General features: G+C 38.6%; 17 protein-coding genes and 2 pseudogenes. 6 read left to right on the plus strand and 13 right to left on the minus strand.

What is annotated here, in order from left to right:
* Window positions 1-85 precede the first annotated feature (85 nt).
* Window positions 86-1,327, minus strand: coding sequence for an acyl-CoA dehydrogenase family protein (locus HUK62_RS09290; RefSeq protein ID WP_176537708.1), 1,242 nt, complete (start codon window positions 1,325-1,327; stop codon window positions 86-88).
* Window positions 1,328-1,421: 94 nt separating this feature from the next.
* Between HUK62_RS09290 and HUK62_RS09295 the strand changes: the two genes are divergently transcribed.
* Window positions 1,422-2,339 (plus strand): LysR family transcriptional regulator, encoded by a 918-nt coding sequence (locus HUK62_RS09295; protein ID WP_176537709.1) that lies wholly within the window; start codon window positions 1,422-1,424, stop codon window positions 2,337-2,339.
* A 298-nt stretch (window positions 2,340-2,637) separates the two neighbouring features.
* Here HUK62_RS09295 and HUK62_RS09300 read toward each other — a convergent pair whose 3' ends face one another.
* The 6 genes and pseudogenes from HUK62_RS09300 to HUK62_RS19045 all read right to left on the minus strand — a co-directional run bounded on the left by HUK62_RS09300 (window position 2,638) and on the right by HUK62_RS19045 (window position 9,403).
* Window positions 2,638-4,323 carry a DUF2235 domain-containing protein gene (locus tag HUK62_RS09300; RefSeq protein ID WP_176537710.1) on the minus strand — a complete coding sequence of 562 codons (1,686 nt, stop codon included), beginning with the start codon at window positions 4,321-4,323 and terminating at the stop codon, window positions 2,638-2,640.
* Window positions 4,323-4,748 carry a hypothetical protein gene (locus HUK62_RS09305; RefSeq protein ID WP_078425614.1) on the minus strand — a complete coding sequence of 142 codons (426 nt, stop codon included), beginning with the start codon at window positions 4,746-4,748 and terminating at the stop codon, window positions 4,323-4,325. Before HUK62_RS09305 ends, HUK62_RS09300 begins: the two co-directional genes overlap by 1 nt.
* Before the next feature lie 99 nt (window positions 4,749-4,847).
* A pseudogene (locus tag HUK62_RS09310) lies at window positions 4,848-5,261 on the minus strand (hypothetical protein).
* Window positions 5,262-5,429: 168 nt separating this feature from the next.
* Window positions 5,430-6,335: a DUF4123 domain-containing protein gene (locus HUK62_RS09315; protein WP_176537711.1), complete on the minus strand. Its 906-nt coding sequence runs from the start codon at window positions 6,333-6,335 to the stop codon at window positions 5,430-5,432.
* Entirely contained in the window at window positions 6,336-8,963 is a 2,628-nt protein-coding gene (locus HUK62_RS09320; RefSeq protein WP_176537712.1) for a type VI secretion system Vgr family protein, read from the minus strand.
* A gap of 266 nt (window positions 8,964-9,229) precedes the next feature.
* Complete coding sequence (locus HUK62_RS19045; protein ID WP_228723772.1) at window positions 9,230-9,403, minus strand: hypothetical protein; 174 nt, start codon at window positions 9,401-9,403, stop codon at window positions 9,230-9,232.
* Here HUK62_RS19045 and HUK62_RS09325 point away from each other — a divergent pair.
* A pseudogene (locus HUK62_RS09325) lies at window positions 9,362-9,856 on the plus strand (thermonuclease family protein). The gene HUK62_RS19045 and the pseudogene HUK62_RS09325 sit on opposite strands and share 42 nt — an antisense overlap.
* A 58-nt stretch (window positions 9,857-9,914) precedes the next feature.
* On the opposite strand, the gene HUK62_RS09330 reads toward HUK62_RS09325, so the two are convergent.
* The 4 genes from HUK62_RS09330 to HUK62_RS09345 all read right to left on the minus strand — a co-directional run bounded on the left by HUK62_RS09330 (window position 9,915) and on the right by HUK62_RS09345 (window position 13,817).
* Window positions 9,915-10,517 carry a nitroreductase family protein gene (locus HUK62_RS09330; protein WP_176537713.1) on the minus strand — a complete coding sequence of 201 codons (603 nt, stop codon included), beginning with the start codon at window positions 10,515-10,517 and terminating at the stop codon, window positions 9,915-9,917.
* Between the two features lie 187 nt (window positions 10,518-10,704).
* The gene (locus tag HUK62_RS09335) at window positions 10,705-11,196 is read right to left on the minus strand and encodes a hypothetical protein (RefSeq protein WP_004693302.1); all 492 of its coding nucleotides are present in this window, start codon (window positions 11,194-11,196) and stop codon (window positions 10,705-10,707) included.
* A 107-nt stretch (window positions 11,197-11,303) separates the two neighbouring features.
* Window positions 11,304-12,698, minus strand: a complete 1,395-nt coding sequence (gene fumC, locus HUK62_RS09340) for a class II fumarate hydratase (protein ID WP_004979849.1) — start codon at window positions 12,696-12,698, stop codon at window positions 11,304-11,306.
* Between the two features lie 111 nt (window positions 12,699-12,809).
* On the minus strand, window positions 12,810-13,817 hold the full coding sequence (locus tag HUK62_RS09345) for an NAD-dependent epimerase/dehydratase family protein (protein WP_005399534.1): 1,008 nt from the start codon (window positions 13,815-13,817) through the stop codon (window positions 12,810-12,812).
* A 71-nt stretch (window positions 13,818-13,888) separates the two neighbouring features.
* Between HUK62_RS09345 and tusD the strand changes: the two genes are divergently transcribed.
* From tusD to HUK62_RS09365, 4 genes are read left to right on the plus strand one after another with little or no spacing between them, the layout of a single operon-like run.
* Window positions 13,889-14,257 carry a sulfurtransferase complex subunit TusD gene (gene tusD, locus HUK62_RS09350; protein ID WP_176537714.1) on the plus strand — a complete coding sequence of 123 codons (369 nt, stop codon included), beginning with the start codon at window positions 13,889-13,891 and terminating at the stop codon, window positions 14,255-14,257.
* A 44-nt stretch (window positions 14,258-14,301) separates the two neighbouring features.
* Complete coding sequence (locus tag HUK62_RS09355) at window positions 14,302-14,652, plus strand: hypothetical protein (RefSeq protein WP_010326623.1); 351 nt, start codon at window positions 14,302-14,304, stop codon at window positions 14,650-14,652.
* A 10-nt stretch (window positions 14,653-14,662) separates the two neighbouring features.
* On the plus strand, window positions 14,663-14,944 hold the full coding sequence (locus HUK62_RS09360; protein ID WP_176537715.1) for a DsrH/TusB family sulfur metabolism protein: 282 nt from the start codon (window positions 14,663-14,665) through the stop codon (window positions 14,942-14,944).
* 14 nt (window positions 14,945-14,958) lie between these two features.
* Window positions 14,959-15,270, plus strand: a complete 312-nt coding sequence (locus HUK62_RS09365) for a TusE/DsrC/DsvC family sulfur relay protein (protein WP_004979945.1) — start codon at window positions 14,959-14,961, stop codon at window positions 15,268-15,270.
* Between the two features lie 2 nt (window positions 15,271-15,272).
* Here HUK62_RS09365 and HUK62_RS09370 read toward each other — a convergent pair whose 3' ends face one another.
* Both HUK62_RS09370 and HUK62_RS09375 read right to left on the minus strand, forming a co-directional pair.
* Entirely contained in the window at window positions 15,273-15,761 is a 489-nt protein-coding gene (locus tag HUK62_RS09370; protein WP_168159687.1) for a helix-turn-helix domain-containing protein, read from the minus strand.
* A gap of 133 nt (window positions 15,762-15,894) precedes the next feature.
* Window positions 15,895-18,036 carry an HAD family hydrolase gene (locus HUK62_RS09375; RefSeq protein WP_176537716.1) on the minus strand — a complete coding sequence of 714 codons (2,142 nt, stop codon included), beginning with the start codon at window positions 18,034-18,036 and terminating at the stop codon, window positions 15,895-15,897.
* Window positions 18,037-18,180: the final 144 nt, after the last annotated feature.

The raw sequence follows: 18,180 nt of genomic DNA on the forward strand, positions 1-18,180 counted from the left end.
TGCGTTCTCTTAAGATGTATTGGCAATATCAACAATATTGCCAAATACCATGCAAGAGAGACAGGAAAAAGTGTGCGCTAATGCCTTATTTTTTACGACTGCTACGGTAGCCACGTTTTGCCAACTCGAGTTTAGCAATCATGCCTTTATGTACTTCATCAGGCCCATCGGCAAGACGTAAACTACGGGCTTGGGCAAAGAAACCTGTGAGCGGTGTATCTCTAGACACGCCTGCTCCGCCGTGAATTTGAATCGCCATATCGACCACTTTTTCAAGCACACTTGGCGCAACGACTTTAATGGCAGAGATTTCAGTTAACGCTGCCATATTCCCTAAAGTATCCATTTTATACGCAGCATACAAGGTTAATAAACGTGCTTGATCAATTGCAACACGTGCATCAGCCACGCGCTCTAGGTTCCCACCTAATTTTAAAATTTCTTTGCCAAATGCAGTACGACTCATACCACGATCGATCATCAACTCTAAAGATTTTTCCGCAGCACCAATACAGCGCATACAGTGATGAATACGACCCGGGCCTAAACGACCTTGGGCAATTTCAAAACCTTGACCTGCACCACCAATAAAGTTGGAAACAGGAACACGAACATTACTAAAGCTAATTTCACCGTGACCATGGGGTGCATCGTAGTCACCAAAGACTGGTAACATTCGTTCTATTTTGACTCCAGCCGTTTCAACAGGCACTAAAACCATCGAGTGTTGATGGTGGCGATCTTTGGTTTCATCTGGTGTATGTGCCATAAAAATAATAATTTTGGCATTGGGGTCGCCTAAGCCTGAAGACCACCATTTACGGCCATTTAGCACAATTTCATCGCCTTCGATCACGGCTGTTGCTTGCATATTGGTCGCATCGGATGAAGCAACAGCTGGTTCTGTCATGCAGAAAACAGAGCGAATTTTCCCATCTAAAAGCTGCGTAAGCCACTCTTGCTTTTGAGCTTCAGAGCCATAACGCCACAATACTTCCATGTTGCCACTGTCAGGCGCATTACAGTTAAATACGGTCGGCCCAAGAAGACTACGACCTGTAAGTTCTGCAATATGAGCATACTCTTGAACCGATAGACCTTGGCCCAATTCAGGACAAGGCAAAAACATATTCCATAAACCCGCAGCTTTTGCTTTGGCTTTGAGCGTTTCTAGTTGTGCGGGCCACTGCCATTTGGTCCAGTCACCACCTTGGTTTAGTTCATGTACCTCATGCCAAAAGTCAGTTTCGATAGGCTCAATTTCGTTTTGAATAAATTGTTTGGTACGTTCTACATAATCTTGAGCACGTGCTGAGAGTTCAAACATGGCTACTTCCTTCGATCTATTTTGATATTTTCGCTTTACATCAACATAACCTGAAAACTAATATGAACAAAATGATTTTATTTTATAGATCAGCATGAACGATATTCATAGTAAGTCACCCATTGATATGGGGCTTTTTCATCGCATCGATATCAATTTATACCCGCTTTTTATTGCGATTTATGAGCAAAAAAGTATTTCAAAAGCAGCTCAAATCTTGTCGATTACGCAGTCTGCTGCCAGTCATGCTTTGCAGCGTCTACGTAGCCATTTAAAGGATGATTTATTTGTTCGCTCTGGCAGCCAAATGCTTCCAACACCTTTTGCAGAACAAAATTACCTGATTATTAAAAATGCTTTAATTGCAATTCAAAGTATTTCCATGCAGCAGCAAAGCTTCGACCCTAATATGGTTCAAAGTCTAAAAATTGCGATTCATGATGAAATCGAACCAATTGTTTTCCCAAAGTTAGTCGCTCACTTTCAGAAACTTGGACTAAGTATTCAGTTCATGAGTAGTAAGCTGGACCGTAAAACGGTAGATGCCGATTTAGTTTCTCAACAAATTGATTTTGTGATTGATTTGGAACAAAATTTTGGCGATAAAATTCAATTTGAGAGCCTAGTCAAGGACCAGTTTGTGGCTTGTACTCAACTCCAGCAAATCAATGCTGAGTTATATTTGGCTGCACCGCATATTGGTGTATCTTCACGGCGTACTGGTGTTTTGGTTGAAGATGTTCATTTAAATCGTAAGCAACTGTCTAGGCAGGTTTTTTTGCGTTGTCAGCACTATTCCACTGCGCTACAAATTTTAGAGCAATATCCAAATGCAATTTTAACGATTCCTCAAAATATTTTGAGCCATTTGCATGTTTCCCCTCTACTCAATATTTTTGATGTTCCTGTGAAACTGCCGCAAATGAATATTGGAATTTATTGGCATAAAAATTTAATGGAAAATAAAAGACACCTTTTTTTTAGGAACGAAATTTATAAAATTTTTGCTTAGGCTATTTTATGAAATTTAAAAAAAATCGAAGTTCTAAGTTAGTTCCTGTATTGACTGTCATTTGGAACCTCTAAACAACCAACGCACCAGTCTTACAAATTACACCTTGTTTTTTTCTAATTCTGTATCTTTGTTATATACACCATAACCATTTGTAGGAACACTCAATTTGAAAGTAAACAATAAGCATCTCATCTTAAGATGCTTAAAATATGGAATAAATGTTAATTTCTTAATAGCATTTATAAGGAATTAAAGCCGTTTAGAACTTAGCGACCGTACCAAGAGTTTATTCTTTTTACATAGCTAACGGTAAATCTTCTTGTTTAGCTCGTTCAAATGCATCAAAAAATTCTTCGTGTTGTACTTCCCTATTTACCACAGCGCATACTGCTTTATCTTCTGCAGTTTTTTGATCTACCTCTTCGCCCTTTCCACTACGACGGGACTCATATACCGTTCTTTGACGGAAATAACTAAAAGGTTCAGCATTACTCATAAAACCGTACTTAGAGTCATGAATATAGTTTTGATAAAAGCTCATAATTTCTGGTGTTGATTCTTTATGCCAACTCGCGAACTCCCAATCATCTACGTCTAAGAAAAACTCATATGCTTTTGAAACAGGTGACAATATTCTAAAAATATTTATTCCACCAGATTTATTAGGTGCTGTTAGGTTTTGTAATTTTTCTAAGCGGCTGATTTCAGTTGCCATATCTGATGGGCCGATCGGTAATATTTCACGAAATTTATTATCTTTACGTACATTTTGACTGACAGAGGCTGTCTTGCTTCTCGCCAATGTTCCATACGCACTATAATAAACTTTCATAGCAGCAGTAATTTGATCTTGAACTTTTCCTGTAGATGGTATTAGTGCTTTTACCGCATCATACAAACGCTGTGTTTCGTTTTGAATTTCAAACTGTTCAGTAAATAATGCCCCATATTTTTCTTTTAATTGGTTATAGTCAAACATTCGAACACCTGCACTGACAGCATCTTCCAACATATCTTTCAATGGGATACGGGCAAAGTTATCATTTACATTCTGGCTGCCAGGTGTATAACCACCACCTACATCGGAATGCATGCCTGGATAAACAAGTTCTTTCCAATTTGGATTGGAAATTTGACCATTTTCTTTATGAATTAAATCCACGGGGAAAGCAAAGCGCAGCTCATTTCCTGCCACATGGTGCACACACATTTTGATGCGTTCATCAATGACCATATCCCGACCATCAAAGGTTAAATTATTATTTAAGTTAGTCGCGGGTAGGCCAAATGAAGCAACGGTATCAAAGATCCCCATAAATTTAAATTCAATAGGGTATTTTCCAGTGCCGTAACTTAAACCGTTGCAATCAGATTCGCATTGCCACATAAATTGATTCGTAAATGCACGGGCTAGAGCTGCTCCACGAGAGAAGCCGAATGTAGAAATATTAATTTTTTTAATGAGGCGATGTTGCTTTAAACTATTATCGACCTCTGCAAAACTATACACTTTTTTTTCATTGGCATACTTACCTGTGTCTATTTCTGATTTTTTTGCATTTAAAATCATGACTTGCTTTAAGGCATCATTAAGTTGATCTTCGCCATAATCTAAGCGTCGGGTTCCACCTGTCCCCACACCAAGGCCAAAACCACTATGGTCTTGCATCATAGCGAGTGCACGTTGAAATATATTTAACTCACCATTAAAACGTGTGCCTACGCCTGATACATAGATTGCATAATTTGACTTACACCCATTACTCTCACTTTCTTGTGCATGCTGATCAGCAGATTTCCACAACCTAGATGGATTTGACCATTTCTTTTTTTCTTCATCAGCATCTTTGTTATTACCTGTACCATCAAAAAAAACTGAAATATGGACTACATCTGAACAATCCTGTTTTGCAGTAGGCGGTGTATTGGAAACATCACTATTGGTTTCTGTTGTTCGTTTTATTATTGTTTTTGTAAACATTATTTAGCTCCATTATTTTTAATTTTTTCTCGCCACTTTAATCCTTTCTCCGTTGGGACTGGCCAATTAAGAGAAGTTATAATTTCAATTGTATCATCAGGATATAAATGAACAACAAGGTATTTTTTATCCTTAACATCATTTTTATTTAAAATAACTTGATTCTTTGATTTATGTAATTCACCAGTTTTTGCATCTTTCCACGTAACGTCTTGTAAACCAATTTTTACGGCAGATGTATTCATGGATCCAATGGCTCCGCCAATAATATGATTATTTAATTTGACGTCATAAGTATTATAAGTTGGATTATAATTAGCTGATGTTGTACCCATATAATATGTAGCATTTGGTCCAATACCTGCACAACCTGCAGCACTAAAAACTAAGCTGATAGGTAGTAGGATTAACTTCTTTATATTCATAGTAGTTCCTTGTTTTCTTTAAAATATTTAATCTATGTAAACATATCTAATTTATATAGATTAAATAGCTTTAATCGTTTTCGTAAACATTATTTAGATCTATTTAGTTAACCTATCATACCAAGCATTACCTTTTACAGTCGGATTTGGCCAATTATTGGATGTTGAAATTTCAATACTATCATCTGGATATAAGTGTACCGCCAAGTACTTCATTCCGTTAATGTCTTCTTTTGTTAGGCTGACTTCATTTGTAGCATTATGAACTTGCCCTGTTTTTTCATCCATCCATGTGACAATTTAAGTTCCAGCTTTTACTGGAGAAGTATTCATAGATCTTCCATATCCTCCACCTATTTCTGTACCATTTAATTTCACCATATAGCTTGCATACGCTGGATTATAATTAAAGGATACTTCTCCCATGTAATATGTTGTATTTTGTCCAATACTGGTACATCCAATTAATTCAAAAATAATTACTGATATTAAAATTAATTTTTTAGGATGAATCAATATCATTGCTTAAATCTGTCCATATGCCCAGTTTCCGATACAGCCAGATAATGTCACTGGTATAATGATAAGTAAAAAAAATAATACTTTGTAATTCATATTTACTCTTTCTTGAGAATGTATGCTGATTCATTTTAATAAGGTATATAAAAAACTAAAATTATATTATTCAGCTTTAGCCATTACATTATTCATCACTTGATCCATTGTGAATTTTTTATCTTTCAAATGAATCAACAGGTACTGTAAATTATGATCTGACTCAAATTGATCTTTGTAAATCAGCTTTAAACAGATGAAATTTAAAATATCACGTGTACCTGACAAGTCATAAGCTCTTGCTTTAGGGATACTCTTAACCACCAACTGATACAGAGTATCATCATCAATTTTATCGACTAAAAATGAGTTATTGAGTTTAAGATAATACATCAAATTATCGGGAAAGGTTGCCTCGACCATTATTTCTTCTTGTTCACTAGAAAAGTGTAATGGTGTTTCTATGGATGGAAGTAATTCAACACGCTCATTCAAGCCAAATATGCCCTGCAAATTACCTGAACGATCCCAGTACCACCAACTTTGAATCGGTTTAAGCAAGGTTTCAATTTGTTGTGGATTGAATACAGGTCCTTGTACATATAATGTTTTATCGGCTTTGTGACCAACCAATGTTGCTAAGATAGCAGGATCCCAAAATGCTAACATCATTTCTAGACCACCATCGAATTCGACATCTAAGAATTGGCGTAAGTGTTTATATAAGTAATCAAATGACAAGGGTGAAATAATAATCGTCATTTTGGTCGTGCCAGCGATATTTTTTTCTATCCACTCCCATTCGAGTGCAGTAAAGTCTTTTGGTAATTGCAGTAAATGTGGAGAGATTTCTCTAGCCTTTTCGCCACCTGCTTCTGTCAAGAGGCATTTTTGCCTTAAGTGCTCTAAAACTTTTAAGAATGTTTTATCTTGGGCTGCATCGGCTAATGCATAAACGTTTAATCCAACTTGATCAAGCGGATACTTTTCAAATGTTTTAAAGAAAATTTGGAGACTTTGGTTGCCTATCATTTACATTCCATCTCCTTTGTTAATAAAAGCACCACGTTGTGCTGCTCGTCGAGCGAGACATTCCCAACAAATATTGTTAGGGAAAAGAGGAAGTGTAGGACTTTCACTCGCACCTGCTGTAAAGAGATGTTGACTGGCTTTGGCAGTAAATTTATTTGGTGTAATGACGGTAACCCCATCACCATTAATTTTTAAGGCACTGTTTTTTGCTTTAAATACAATTTCGGTCGGGCTGTGAATTTCTACTTTGCCTTCAGATGAGGTTATTTTGACGTCTAGTCGTGCTGAAACATCTAAGACATTGTCTTGTGATTGCAGATCAAATTTGCCTTTTGCTGCATAAATTTTTAGATCGTCTTCGCCTGCAAAAACACTGACTTTTTTCTTGGCATTCAATATGAGCTGTTCATCTGTACTAACATTGATAGATTGACCACCGCCAACGGTAATACTATCCAAAGCATTCATATGAATGTCTTTCCCTGAAACCAGAGAAATACTTTCTGGTGATGCCAAGAGCATCAGAGCATCTTTCGTTGCTTTTAAGTCAGACCATTGTGATTCAATCGTTTTAATATATTGATCAATATTTTCGAGCATATCTGCAGCTTCAGCTTTTTGCTTAACTGCATATTCAGATAGTGCCTTCATACTTTCCAAACTTTCTGTGAAATTTTGGATGGCTTCTTTTGTCTCTAAGTGTGTATCGGTTGCTTTGTCTTGAACAAACGTTGAAAGATATAGCCCTTTACTTCGGATAGCACCTGCATGATCAGTTCTGAGTTCAAAGCCTTCTCCACGACCATCACTTTCAGCTTTGTCTTTTGGATGACTTAAATTCCCTAAGTTCAGTTGGGTTGCACCGTGACTACTATGTAACTGGGCACTGATTTGCCCTGTTGTATCATCAAAACGCAGTTGGTTGTAACCTTCACCTCCGACTTCTTTTGAACGGATTCCACTAAGTTTTTTGGTATCAGGGAGTTGTCCTTTAATATCAAATTTGGTTGGCAAACGCTGCGCTTCGTGAATACGGCCAGTCACAAATGGACGATCAATATTGCCATCAAAGAAGTCGATAACAACCATTTCATCCTTACGTGGTAAAAAACGTGCACCATAACCTTCGCCTGCCCAAGGGGTAAGAACATCTACCCATGCTGAATCGGTATCAGTATCATTTGATCCTGCACCACCATCGTGTGCATGGTCTTCTGTACGTGTGAATAAGAAGCGGACCTTGATTCGCCCCCATTCATCAACATGGATTTCTTCACCATCACTCACGACTTTAGCGCGTTGTACATGTGCAGCAGGACGATGAGTCAATGGATCATATTCAGGAACAACCTCAATCGTACGACGTACGACAGTTAGCTCATTTGCTTGACGTTCTTGATCACTGTCTTTACTGGTTGCCCAATGACTTAAACTTAACAACTTTTCAATTTGATCTTTGATATCTTTAGGCAGGTTGTTTTGGTTATAAAAATGCTTCGTTAAGATTAAGAATTCTTTATCCTTTGGACTATGGTTCTTCTCTAGCTCTGGATGATCATTCAACTGAAACCAATAGCCAACTTGAGTATCACGTACACTACTATTTGCTATAAAATATTTTGCCTGCAAAGCCTGATATTGATTCAGCTGTTTATTGAGTTTATCTAATTGGCCATTTCCTGAAGCAGTAGCCTGATCTTCCCCTTTTAGATCCCCAATCCAAGCAGGTGAGATATTCCAAGCTTGCTCCAAAGTTAAACTTTCATTATCTTGCTGGGCACTGTGCTGATGTGAACTGATCACTGAACCACTTGCGTCTTCTTGCCTCAAACGATCAGCTTGCCAACGTTGTACGTGAATGGCTGTCGGTTGCAATTGACGTTGTGCAATAAAGCTTGTAATGCTATCTGATTGTTCTGTGGCATTTGAACGATGATAGCGAATGCTTCTTCGCTCAATTGCTTCAAATTGAGCATTATTATCTATTAACTTAAGTATTTGTGGCTCAATACTGTCACCGTTACTTGAAACATAAAGATAAGACTCATCAACCAACCAATTAATCGCCTCTTCACGTAACAGTCGAGTTAAATAAGCATAATCGCTTTCGTTCGACTGCATGGAGAAAGGGCGTATATCGTAATTCCTGCTTAAACCACTGGTATCTAATCTTAGACTTGCAGCAAACAAAGGGCTCTTACTTTGCCATTCTTTGAAAAGAATTTCACAAATTTCCACCACACTTTTATTCATAAAGACACGGCTATTACACCGTTTGTGCAATAAACTAGTGGTATCCTGCATGGTGAGCCGATAGAGACTCAAAGCACCATCACTTTGCCCTTGGCTTGCACCTGTAATAATTCCTGTAGTTCTATATAGTTGACCTGAATCTGTCACCTGATCAACGGCAACTTGGCATCCAATAAATTGTTTTAATTCGATATATGGATTTGTAGATAAGCAGATCAGTTCTAAGGATAACCCATCATTAATACCATGATAACCTTCGAGGCGTTGCAGCATGATTTGAGAATTAACAGCTGCATTTGAAAGTTGAATACTAATTGCTCGTTTTTGTAGTCCAAAACCAAGCTTATCCAAAATACTGGAAATATTATTTATCATTATTATGACCTTAATTTTACAAAAATATGCTAACAAAACAATGTATTGTTCTCAAAACTATTCGGTATATTTTTTGTTATCAGAAATAAATGATTATTTGTCTTATGAAAACATCAGATTAAATAGCATTCAAATGATTTAAAGGAATCTACAAATTCACTCAGTTAAACCGACTAATGGCTATTTTACTTCGTTAAAAATTTGTTCCTGTTTACTTGTTTAATTAAACATCTATTTTCTTATGAAAAATAAACACTTGAGACCACTTAAAGCATTTTAAATAGTGTATCTGCCATACAATGTCTTTTTGATAATTTTATTGTCCATTGCTCTCCTCTATGTTTGATCACCTGTCCAATAGCTGGCTCATCGGTATTGGCTTCGTCCTTTGCCTGATACTGGTATTTACTTTTTATAAAATACAAAATGCTCTCAGCCAATTTCTCCATCCTTTTAAAAAAGGTAAAACCTATTGGTGTCGAATTACGGCTATAAGTGATGGTGATACACTGACATGTTATCGCTTTAACTTTCGACGCTCTGAAACCAAATTACGCTTTGCCTATATTGATGCGCCTGAGTCGACTCAAAGCTATGGGCCTGAATCAAAACGCTTAATCAAAAAAATGGTTTATCGGTAAGTGGTTCGTGTTCGCATTACAGACATTGACCGTTATGGTCGCTGTGTAGGTGAAATCTACCGTTTTCGGAGAAGTATGAATGAAGAAATGGTCAAACGTGGTGCAGCATGGGTCTATGAGGACTATATTAAGGATAAAAAGCATTTGAAACATATGAATGCTTTACAAAGTCATGCGAAAAAACATAAGAAAGGTTTATGGCGCGGCACTCGCCCTATTCGCCCGAGTGACTACCGAAAAATGAAGAAGTAGCCGATCTGTAAAAACTAAGTCTAAAAAGCCGCTCCATATGAAGCAGCTTTTTGATTGATTATTTGAAGACTTTAAAGCGTACAGCATCATCCACAAAGCCTTTTTCTTTAGCTTCCCCCTCAACCGAGCCGAAGACCAGTTGTGCACGCAGTTTCCAACTTGCAGGCACATTCCACTCAGCATAGACTTCTTCATCTACAATTGGATTGTAATGCTGTAAAGATGCACCTAAACCTAAAGTATGTAATGCAGTCCAAGTTGCAAACTGCGCTATTGCAGTTGAATGCTCTGCCCATACTGGGAAATTTTCAGCATAAGATGGAAATTGCTCTTGTAGGTTCTGAATTACCTCTAAATCTTCAAAAAATAAAACTGTTCCCACACCTGCTGCAAAACTGGCCATTTTTGCCGTTGTTTTAGCCGCACTTTTTTCATCTTTAGCGTAAGACTTCAGTTTTTCAGCCACAAAAGTCCAAAACTTTTCATGTTCCGCATTAAATAAAATTACCGCCCGAGATGACTGTGAATTGAATGATGATGGGCTTTGTTTAATGGCTGTTTGAATCAAATCAGTTAAAAATTCAGGGCTGTGTTCGACCTTTTTACCAATGGCATAAATGGTACGACGCTTTGTGATTAAGTCGATGAACTGATTTGACATATTATAAAATCCTTACGGCTATAGTGTGAATGATGACGCAATGTATCAAGCAATATTAATTCCAACATTTGACCAAATAATAAAATTTAGTGCTTTAGATGCAGTTTAAATACTTTCTTGTGCTCGCAAATACATAGTTTTGCTATCGATATAAAAAATCCTCCATTTGGAGGATTTTTTAAATGACTTAAAATTTGGCTTCTAAGACTTGAGTTGGAATTTTATTTTTCCATAAGTCACGAAGAACGGGTAAATAGAACTTTTCACCCAGTTCAACCAATTCTGCATCGATCAATGCATGAATCTCATGCATAAATAAATAATCAAGTTCAACTGTTTTCAACTGTTGCTGTGCTTTTGCAAAGTCTTTGCGCTTTTGTTGTGCACGTTTTACTAGAGCATCTGCAAAATCTTTATCTTTAAACTGTTTGATCGCGTTTAAGCGTAATTCAATCACACCCCAGCCACTCAATAACAGTTTAAAAAGTTCAAAGTCAGTCGTGGTTGATTCCCATGTCATTTCTTCAAGATTTTCATTTTCAGGTAGTACAGGAAGCAATAACTCCATTACACTTGGGAAAATCTTTTTAAAATTTAAAACAAATTTAACAGGATGTTCACCCGGATAATCGTTAAATTGCACGTTTTTCTGAACATCTGTCAAATAAATATCAAGCATGGTAACTCATCAGCAGTTTATCTTTAGTCGACCATTGTACCGACTTCGCCCAAAGATAAAAACCGCTGATGTTTATTTGCTCTTTAGTTGAGCATCTGGACCAAGGGCTATTTTACATTTGGTGAAATCATTTGCTCTGGACGTACTACTTCATCAAACTGCTCAGCCGTGACTAAGTTCAACTCTACGGCCACCTGTTTTAACGTTTTCCCTTCTTTGTAGGCTGTTTTGGCAACTTTCGCTGCATTTTCATAGCCAATCACTGGGTTTAAAGCCGTAACTAACATCAATGAGTCATGTAAGAAGTGATCAATTTTTTCACGGTTTGGTTCAATACCCACTGCACAGTGATCATTAAAACTATTACATGCGTCACCCAAAAGCTGAATCGACTGCAATAAATTAAACGCAATCACTGGCATGAATACATTCAACTCAAAGTTACCCGATGCGCCCGCAACATTAATCGTGGTGTCATTGCCCAAGACTTGAGCCACCACCATGGTCATCGCTTCACTTTGAGTCGGATTCACTTTCCCCGGCATAATACTTGAGCCTGGCTCATTTTCTGGAATACGTAACTCGCCAAAACCACAACGTGGGCCACTTGCCAACCAGCGAATGTCATTGGCAATTTTGTTCAAGCTTACCGCAAGCGTTTTTAATGCACCTGAGGCAAACACTGCTGCATCGCGCCCAGCCAATGCTTCAAATTTATTTGGTGCAGTCACAAAAGGTAGCCCTGTCAACTGTGCCAGTTGCTCCGCTGATTTTTCTGCATAATCAGGATGAGCATTCAATCCTGTACCTACAGCGGTTCCACCTAAAGGCAGCTCATACAAGCCTGAAAGTGCTTGTTGTAAACGCTTTAAGCCGTGATCGAGCTGAGAAACATACCCGCTAAATTCTTGGCCTAAGGTTAAGGGTGTCGCATCTTGTAAATGAGTTCGGCCAATTTTGACGATGTCAGCAAATGCTTGAGACTTTGCCTCTAAAGTATCTCGAAGCTGTGTCACCGCAGGAATCAGTAATTCATTGATCTGAATACTTGCTGCGACATGAATCGCCGTTGGGAAGGAGTCATTGGTCGACTGAGCACGGTTCACGTGATCGTTCGGGTGTACAGGTTTTTGTGCACCTAAGGGATTGCCAAGTTTCTGATTGGCGATATTGGCAATCACTTCATTACAGTTCATGTTGCTTTGTGTGCCTGAACCAGTTTGCCATACCACCAATGGAAACTGACTATCCCACTGCCCTGCAATCACTTCATCCGCAGCACCGACGATGTATTGCGCCAATTCTTGTGGAATTTGGTTGAGCTCAGCATTGGTCAATGCTGCTGCTTTTTTCACTAAGCCCATGGCACGAATCATTGGACGTGGTAGACGTTCACTGCCAATTTTAAAGTTTTGCAAACTACGCTGAGTTTGAGCACCCCAAAGTGCTTCACTCGGTACTTCAACTTCGCCCATCGTGTCATGTTCAATACGTGTTTGCATTTTAACCTCTTCCTTTTTAAGTGAATTGCAAAATGATTATTTTGCGCTTGTTTTCCTTATCTTAATGATTAAGCAAAAATATATAAATGATAATTGTTATCAGTAATTTAATTAACGGCCATCTAAACTTTGTCGGTAGAAACGCCATCCATCTTCAAGGGTCTGTTCTAAACTGCGCTTCGCTTCCCAGTGTAAAACGTTTTTCGCTTTACTACACTCTGCTGCGACCTGATCTAATTCCACAATGTTCGAATCAACTACATCGACTGTAGCAATGTCACTTTGCGTCACGCTTTCAACTTTTTCAACCAACTGCTGTATCGACACACTTTGACCTGCGATATTAAAAGCTTCACAAGCAAACTGTTGAGTGCTTAACCATTGTAACGAAGCAGCAATCGCATCACAGGCATCGAGGATATGTAAAAAACTACGCTCTACGGTATGATCTGTGGTTTGTGCACTTTTTCTAAGTTCAATATGATCACGCTGTTTTGCAGCGACTTGCATCAACAGTGGAATAATATTTTTCGGTAAAGGCGGAAACAATTCTCCGAGCATCGCATTTTCAAATGCGCCTGCGACATTGCCCATTCTTAAAATTGCAATTTTCCATTCATTATCCGTTTTTGCTGTATCTCGAATAATTTCTTCGACCATTTGCTGCGATTTGATATACGGGTTTGGATAACCGTAATTCAGTTCTAAATCTTCTTCTAAATGTAGGCTGGATTCACCATAGACCGCAAGACTGGAAAGATGAACCAAAGTTCGGACACCTGTGCGCTGCATGGCACGCAGTAAACTCATGATACAACTGACGTTGTCATTATAGTATTCCAAAGGCTTCAGTACTGATTCTTCAAGCGATTTAAAACTTGCTGCATGCACCACCGCATCGATGGAATACTGCTCAAAAACTTTGTTTAAAGCAGGCGTATTTCGTATATCAATTTTGACAAAAGGCACGTACATGCCACTAATAAATTCTAATCGTTCAAGAGTTTGTAAGTTCGCATTGGATAAATTGTCTACAATAATGACCTCTTGCCCATGCGCCATAAAGCTCAAAGCAATATGAGAGCCTATAAAGCCTAAACCACCAGTCACTAAAATCATTGTATACTACCTTTTTATTATGAAGTCCGAATGTACCAAGCAAAGTTTGGACATTCCTCTAGTGAAGTTTGATGAGTACTTTATTACTAATTACCTCCGCACCGAGTTCGATTCATGCATGGCATGCTTTAGGTTTAGCACAAGCATTTCAAGCGAAAAATGAACCCTTTCGAGTGTTTTTCTACCAAGATGCTGTTCAAGTTGCCAATGCCCTGCAATGGGTACCTGACGACCAACGGAATCTATGTTCTGAGTGGCAAAAACTCGCCATTCGCCTACCCGTTTGTGTAAGTGCAGCTTTGGCCCGAGGAATCACCGATGCCGAAAATGCACAGCGTCATCAGTTAGCACAGCATAATCTTGCTACGGGTTTTGACTTAGTGGGCCTAGGGGAACTGGCCGATGCCGTTCAGTCTGCAGAGCGCTTAATTCAATTCTAAGTGCTAAGTTTTCAAGAATTTGTTGCTTTTAAAAGGTATATTGTGTGAAATCTGTACTGGTTATTTTAACCCAAGCCAATTTGAACTCTTTGCAGGTGCATGAAAGCCTCTCTGCAACGATGGTTCTTGCAACTTTTGGCTGTGAAGTCAAAGTCTTATTACAAGATGCTGCACTCAGCTTATTAAACAATGCTCAGTCATTTGAACCCTTAAAGCATGCGTTTAAACTGGCTTCAAACATGGTGGATAGCTTTGAGTTTTATGACTTAAGCCCGATTTGGATTGAAACCAAAAATCAAGCTTCTGCCTTTGTTCAACAAACAGAGCAAGAAATTGAATGTGTTGAACTCAATGCCAATTTAATACAACAGTTTGACCATGTATTGTATTGGTAAGGAGCCAGCTATGAGCAAAACACTTTATCTCGTGCAGTCCCCCTTTTCCGCGACGGAACAAGCGCTGAGTAAATTACAAAACTTCTATCAATCAGGGGATGATGTGGTTTTAATGGGTGATGCAGCCCTGTATATACAGCATACTTTTATTCAGCAGCTAGCTTGTGTATTTGTGCTTGAACAAGATGCTGAAAATATTGCTGCTATCCTTTCGAGTAACCTAGAAACCATCAGCTATGCTAGGTTTGCTGAGCTATGCTTAAACCATAGTCGTTGTATCAGTTTAAAATAATTTTGAGTGTTTAGATGAATTTAGAATTAGACCAAGATGGTCATTTGGTTGATTACACCATTTGGAATCAAGAGGTTGCAAAAGAGTTAGCAAAATCTTTAGAGCTTGAATTGACCGATTGGCACTTTGAAATCCTCATGGCAGTACGTCAGTTTTACCAACAGTTTGGACACTCACCTGCAACACGTCCGCTGATTAAGTTTTTAATGAAAACAGTCAGTGCAGACATCAATAATGCCATACTGCAAGAAAAGTTTAATACTGGGCTTGTAGCGCGCCATCTGAGTCGTTTGGCAGGCGTGCCAAAACCTGCAAACTGTTTATAAACTTAAGCTTGTTTAACGTCTGATTGAACAGCTAAAGCATCGACATAAACCTGTGTCGGTATCGCTTTGATGTCTTTGGCATGTATGGCATCACCACATTCGTTACAAACCAAATGTGGCTGAATGCTATGCCCGCAGGTTTTATGAATAAATTGCACGGGACGACCTAAGCCCTCGTCCATCCATTGATCGGCCCATGTTGCCATGGACATCAGCACTGGGTATAAAGCTAGGCCTTTTTCAGTCAGACAATATTCAAAGCGCTCTTGGCGATCTGTATAGGGTCTTTTCTCCAAAATATCATGTTCAACCAAGCGCTTTAAACGCTCAGAAAGCACATGGCGAGTGACACCTAAGTTTTGTTGAAAACTTTCAAAACGGCGTGCACCCAAGAACGCATTTCGTAAAATCAACATCGTCCAGCGATCGCCAATCACCGACAGCGTTCGTGCAATTGAACACGGTTGTTCCCCGATCTCATCCCATTTCATTGTAAAAAACCAAGTCTCTCTTAGGTCTAACGTTAAAAGATTTAAGACCATAAGAAAAGCTCTTTTTATCCAGCTTTTCTTATGTTGATTTAACATTTTAGACGGCTCAAAGACATTTGAACGTCATGAAGTCTTAAGCACAGCTCATTTCAGTATTTTGAGGTTGGTCAGGGATCATAAAATCTTCCATTCCTAGCTCACCTTTTTGATATTCATTGAGACGTTTTTGAATGACATAAAACAGCGCTTTTTTGTGCGCTTTTGACAGGTTCATTTGTTGAAGTTGCTGCTTCAGATGCCCTAACAACACATCTGTTGGCTGGTTCTCTTCTTCCATCAAATAGAGATAGCCAAAGATCGCACCACTTAATAGCGCTTCAAAAGAAAACCCATTCGAAACATTGTACGCTACCGATGAAAATACACGTTCAAAAGCACTCAACTTACGCAGTGGATCACGCCCAACTCGACGACATGGGTCTTTATAGGCATACTGACAAGATTGATCAAAACTTCGTGCTAAGCGCGTTAAATCATTTTTGCGTTTTGACAGATAATGCGCCAGACCTTGCGTCACTTCTGCAAGCAGTTTTTCAACATAATACTGCACTCGCGGATCGCCCATCGCTACTCCAATGGTCTGATGCCCGAGTAGGCTGGCATACCATGCAGTCATTGCATGTACGCCATTCCATAAGCGGTTTTTAATGAGCTGAATATCTGAAATTTGATCTACCAAGATCATTTGACGCATTTTACTGAGTAAGGGACTTTTGTTTTCCACATAGATCGGCATATCCATTTCAGCATTGAAAAGAATTAAATCCATATGCTGTAAAATATGACTCGGTTGAAAATTTTGTCTTAAATCTTCTACATATTCACTGGCACGGCGCTCTTGTTCTGCACTCAGTTTACTGACATCTTCAACTTCAATTTGATTACTCTCGTCATCAAGTTGATATTGCTTAAAAATATTGTATTTAATGCACAGTTGACGATATAGATTTTTATCGCTCAGCTTAGACACCATACGGTTGACTACCGTATCGCAGAAATAGTGCTGCTCTAAAATAAAGTCAGCAACAGCATGGTCTGTTAACTCTACCAATGCTTTACGCACTTGCTCTAGAACCAACTGCTTAGCACCAATTTTATTTAAGATAATTAACAGCGTCAGTGGAGTTTTAACTTGCTCGTCTTGCGCCAGATAGCGTGCATAGAGGCCCTGTGCAATGGTTGCAGCTTCACTGGCTAATGCATTTTCAGCTAAACAAATCGCAATTAAACTCGACTCGACGTACATGGCATGCATTTGCTGTAAATCTTCAGCATCGATAATATGCATATTTTCAATACGTTCATCATAAGACACTTGTCCATAACGTATGCAATATGCGCCAAAAGCATTTACGGCTGAACGGTATAAACTGTTACGTGTAGACGCATAGATTTTCTTAGGACGCGTATAACCATCCCAATGCGACAGGATTTGTGCAATATAGCCTCCGCCAATGGCGCCAAATCCATGAATCCCCACAGTTAATTGATTTAAAGTTTGAGGAAAGCTTTCTTGTAAATTAGGCATTTCCAGATGCGAGCTATAGATATCTAATTCCGTTAGATAATCATACATATTTTCAAAATAATAATTGGCATGTGCCAACATGCTTGCATTGGGTTCCTTAATATCTTTGAACAGTACACAGATACCCCCAGCATCATGTGCCGAACGGATACCATTTTCAGAGTCTTCAAACATAAAACACTGCGCAGGTTCAAGGTTTAGTTTTTGCGCTGCACTTAAAAAAATTTCAGGATGTGGTTTTCCCTTTTCAACCTCATCACCACACACCAAGACGTCAAAAAACTTATAAACATTGGCATTGATTAAATACTCTTCAGCAATCGCTCTTCGACTAGAAGTCGCCACAGCCATACGTAATCCTGCTTTACGTAAGCGTTCTAGAACTTGTACCAAACCTTTTTTAATCGGCACACCATATTGGCGCACTGTTTCTAATTCTAATTCATCTGCCCGTTTACGAATCTCTGCATAGGGAACTTCCTGTCCATATTGCTTTTGCGCCAAGGCTTCCGCACTTCGGGCGCTTAAGCCTAAACATGCCATAAGGTAGGCATCTGAAAACTCGACCCCAATTAGCTCTTTGGATGCCTGTTTCAAGGTTTGAAACCGTAAACGCTCGGTATCAAACATTGTTCCATCCATGTCAAAAAGCGCACCGTGCACAATATCATTCTTAAATTTAAACATTTAGCCTCCGTTTTTATGTTTGCACTTAGACTATACAAAAATCGGGCACAGAGACTTTGATCTGATTTTATGAAACATTTTTGTTTACTTATTAACCAATAAATTGGTATTTAGACATTTTTTTGTAAGTATAAGGTAACACTA

This window comes from Acinetobacter sp. NEB 394 (assembly GCF_013374795.1).
GTDB lineage: Bacteria > Pseudomonadota > Gammaproteobacteria > Pseudomonadales > Moraxellaceae > Acinetobacter > Acinetobacter johnsonii.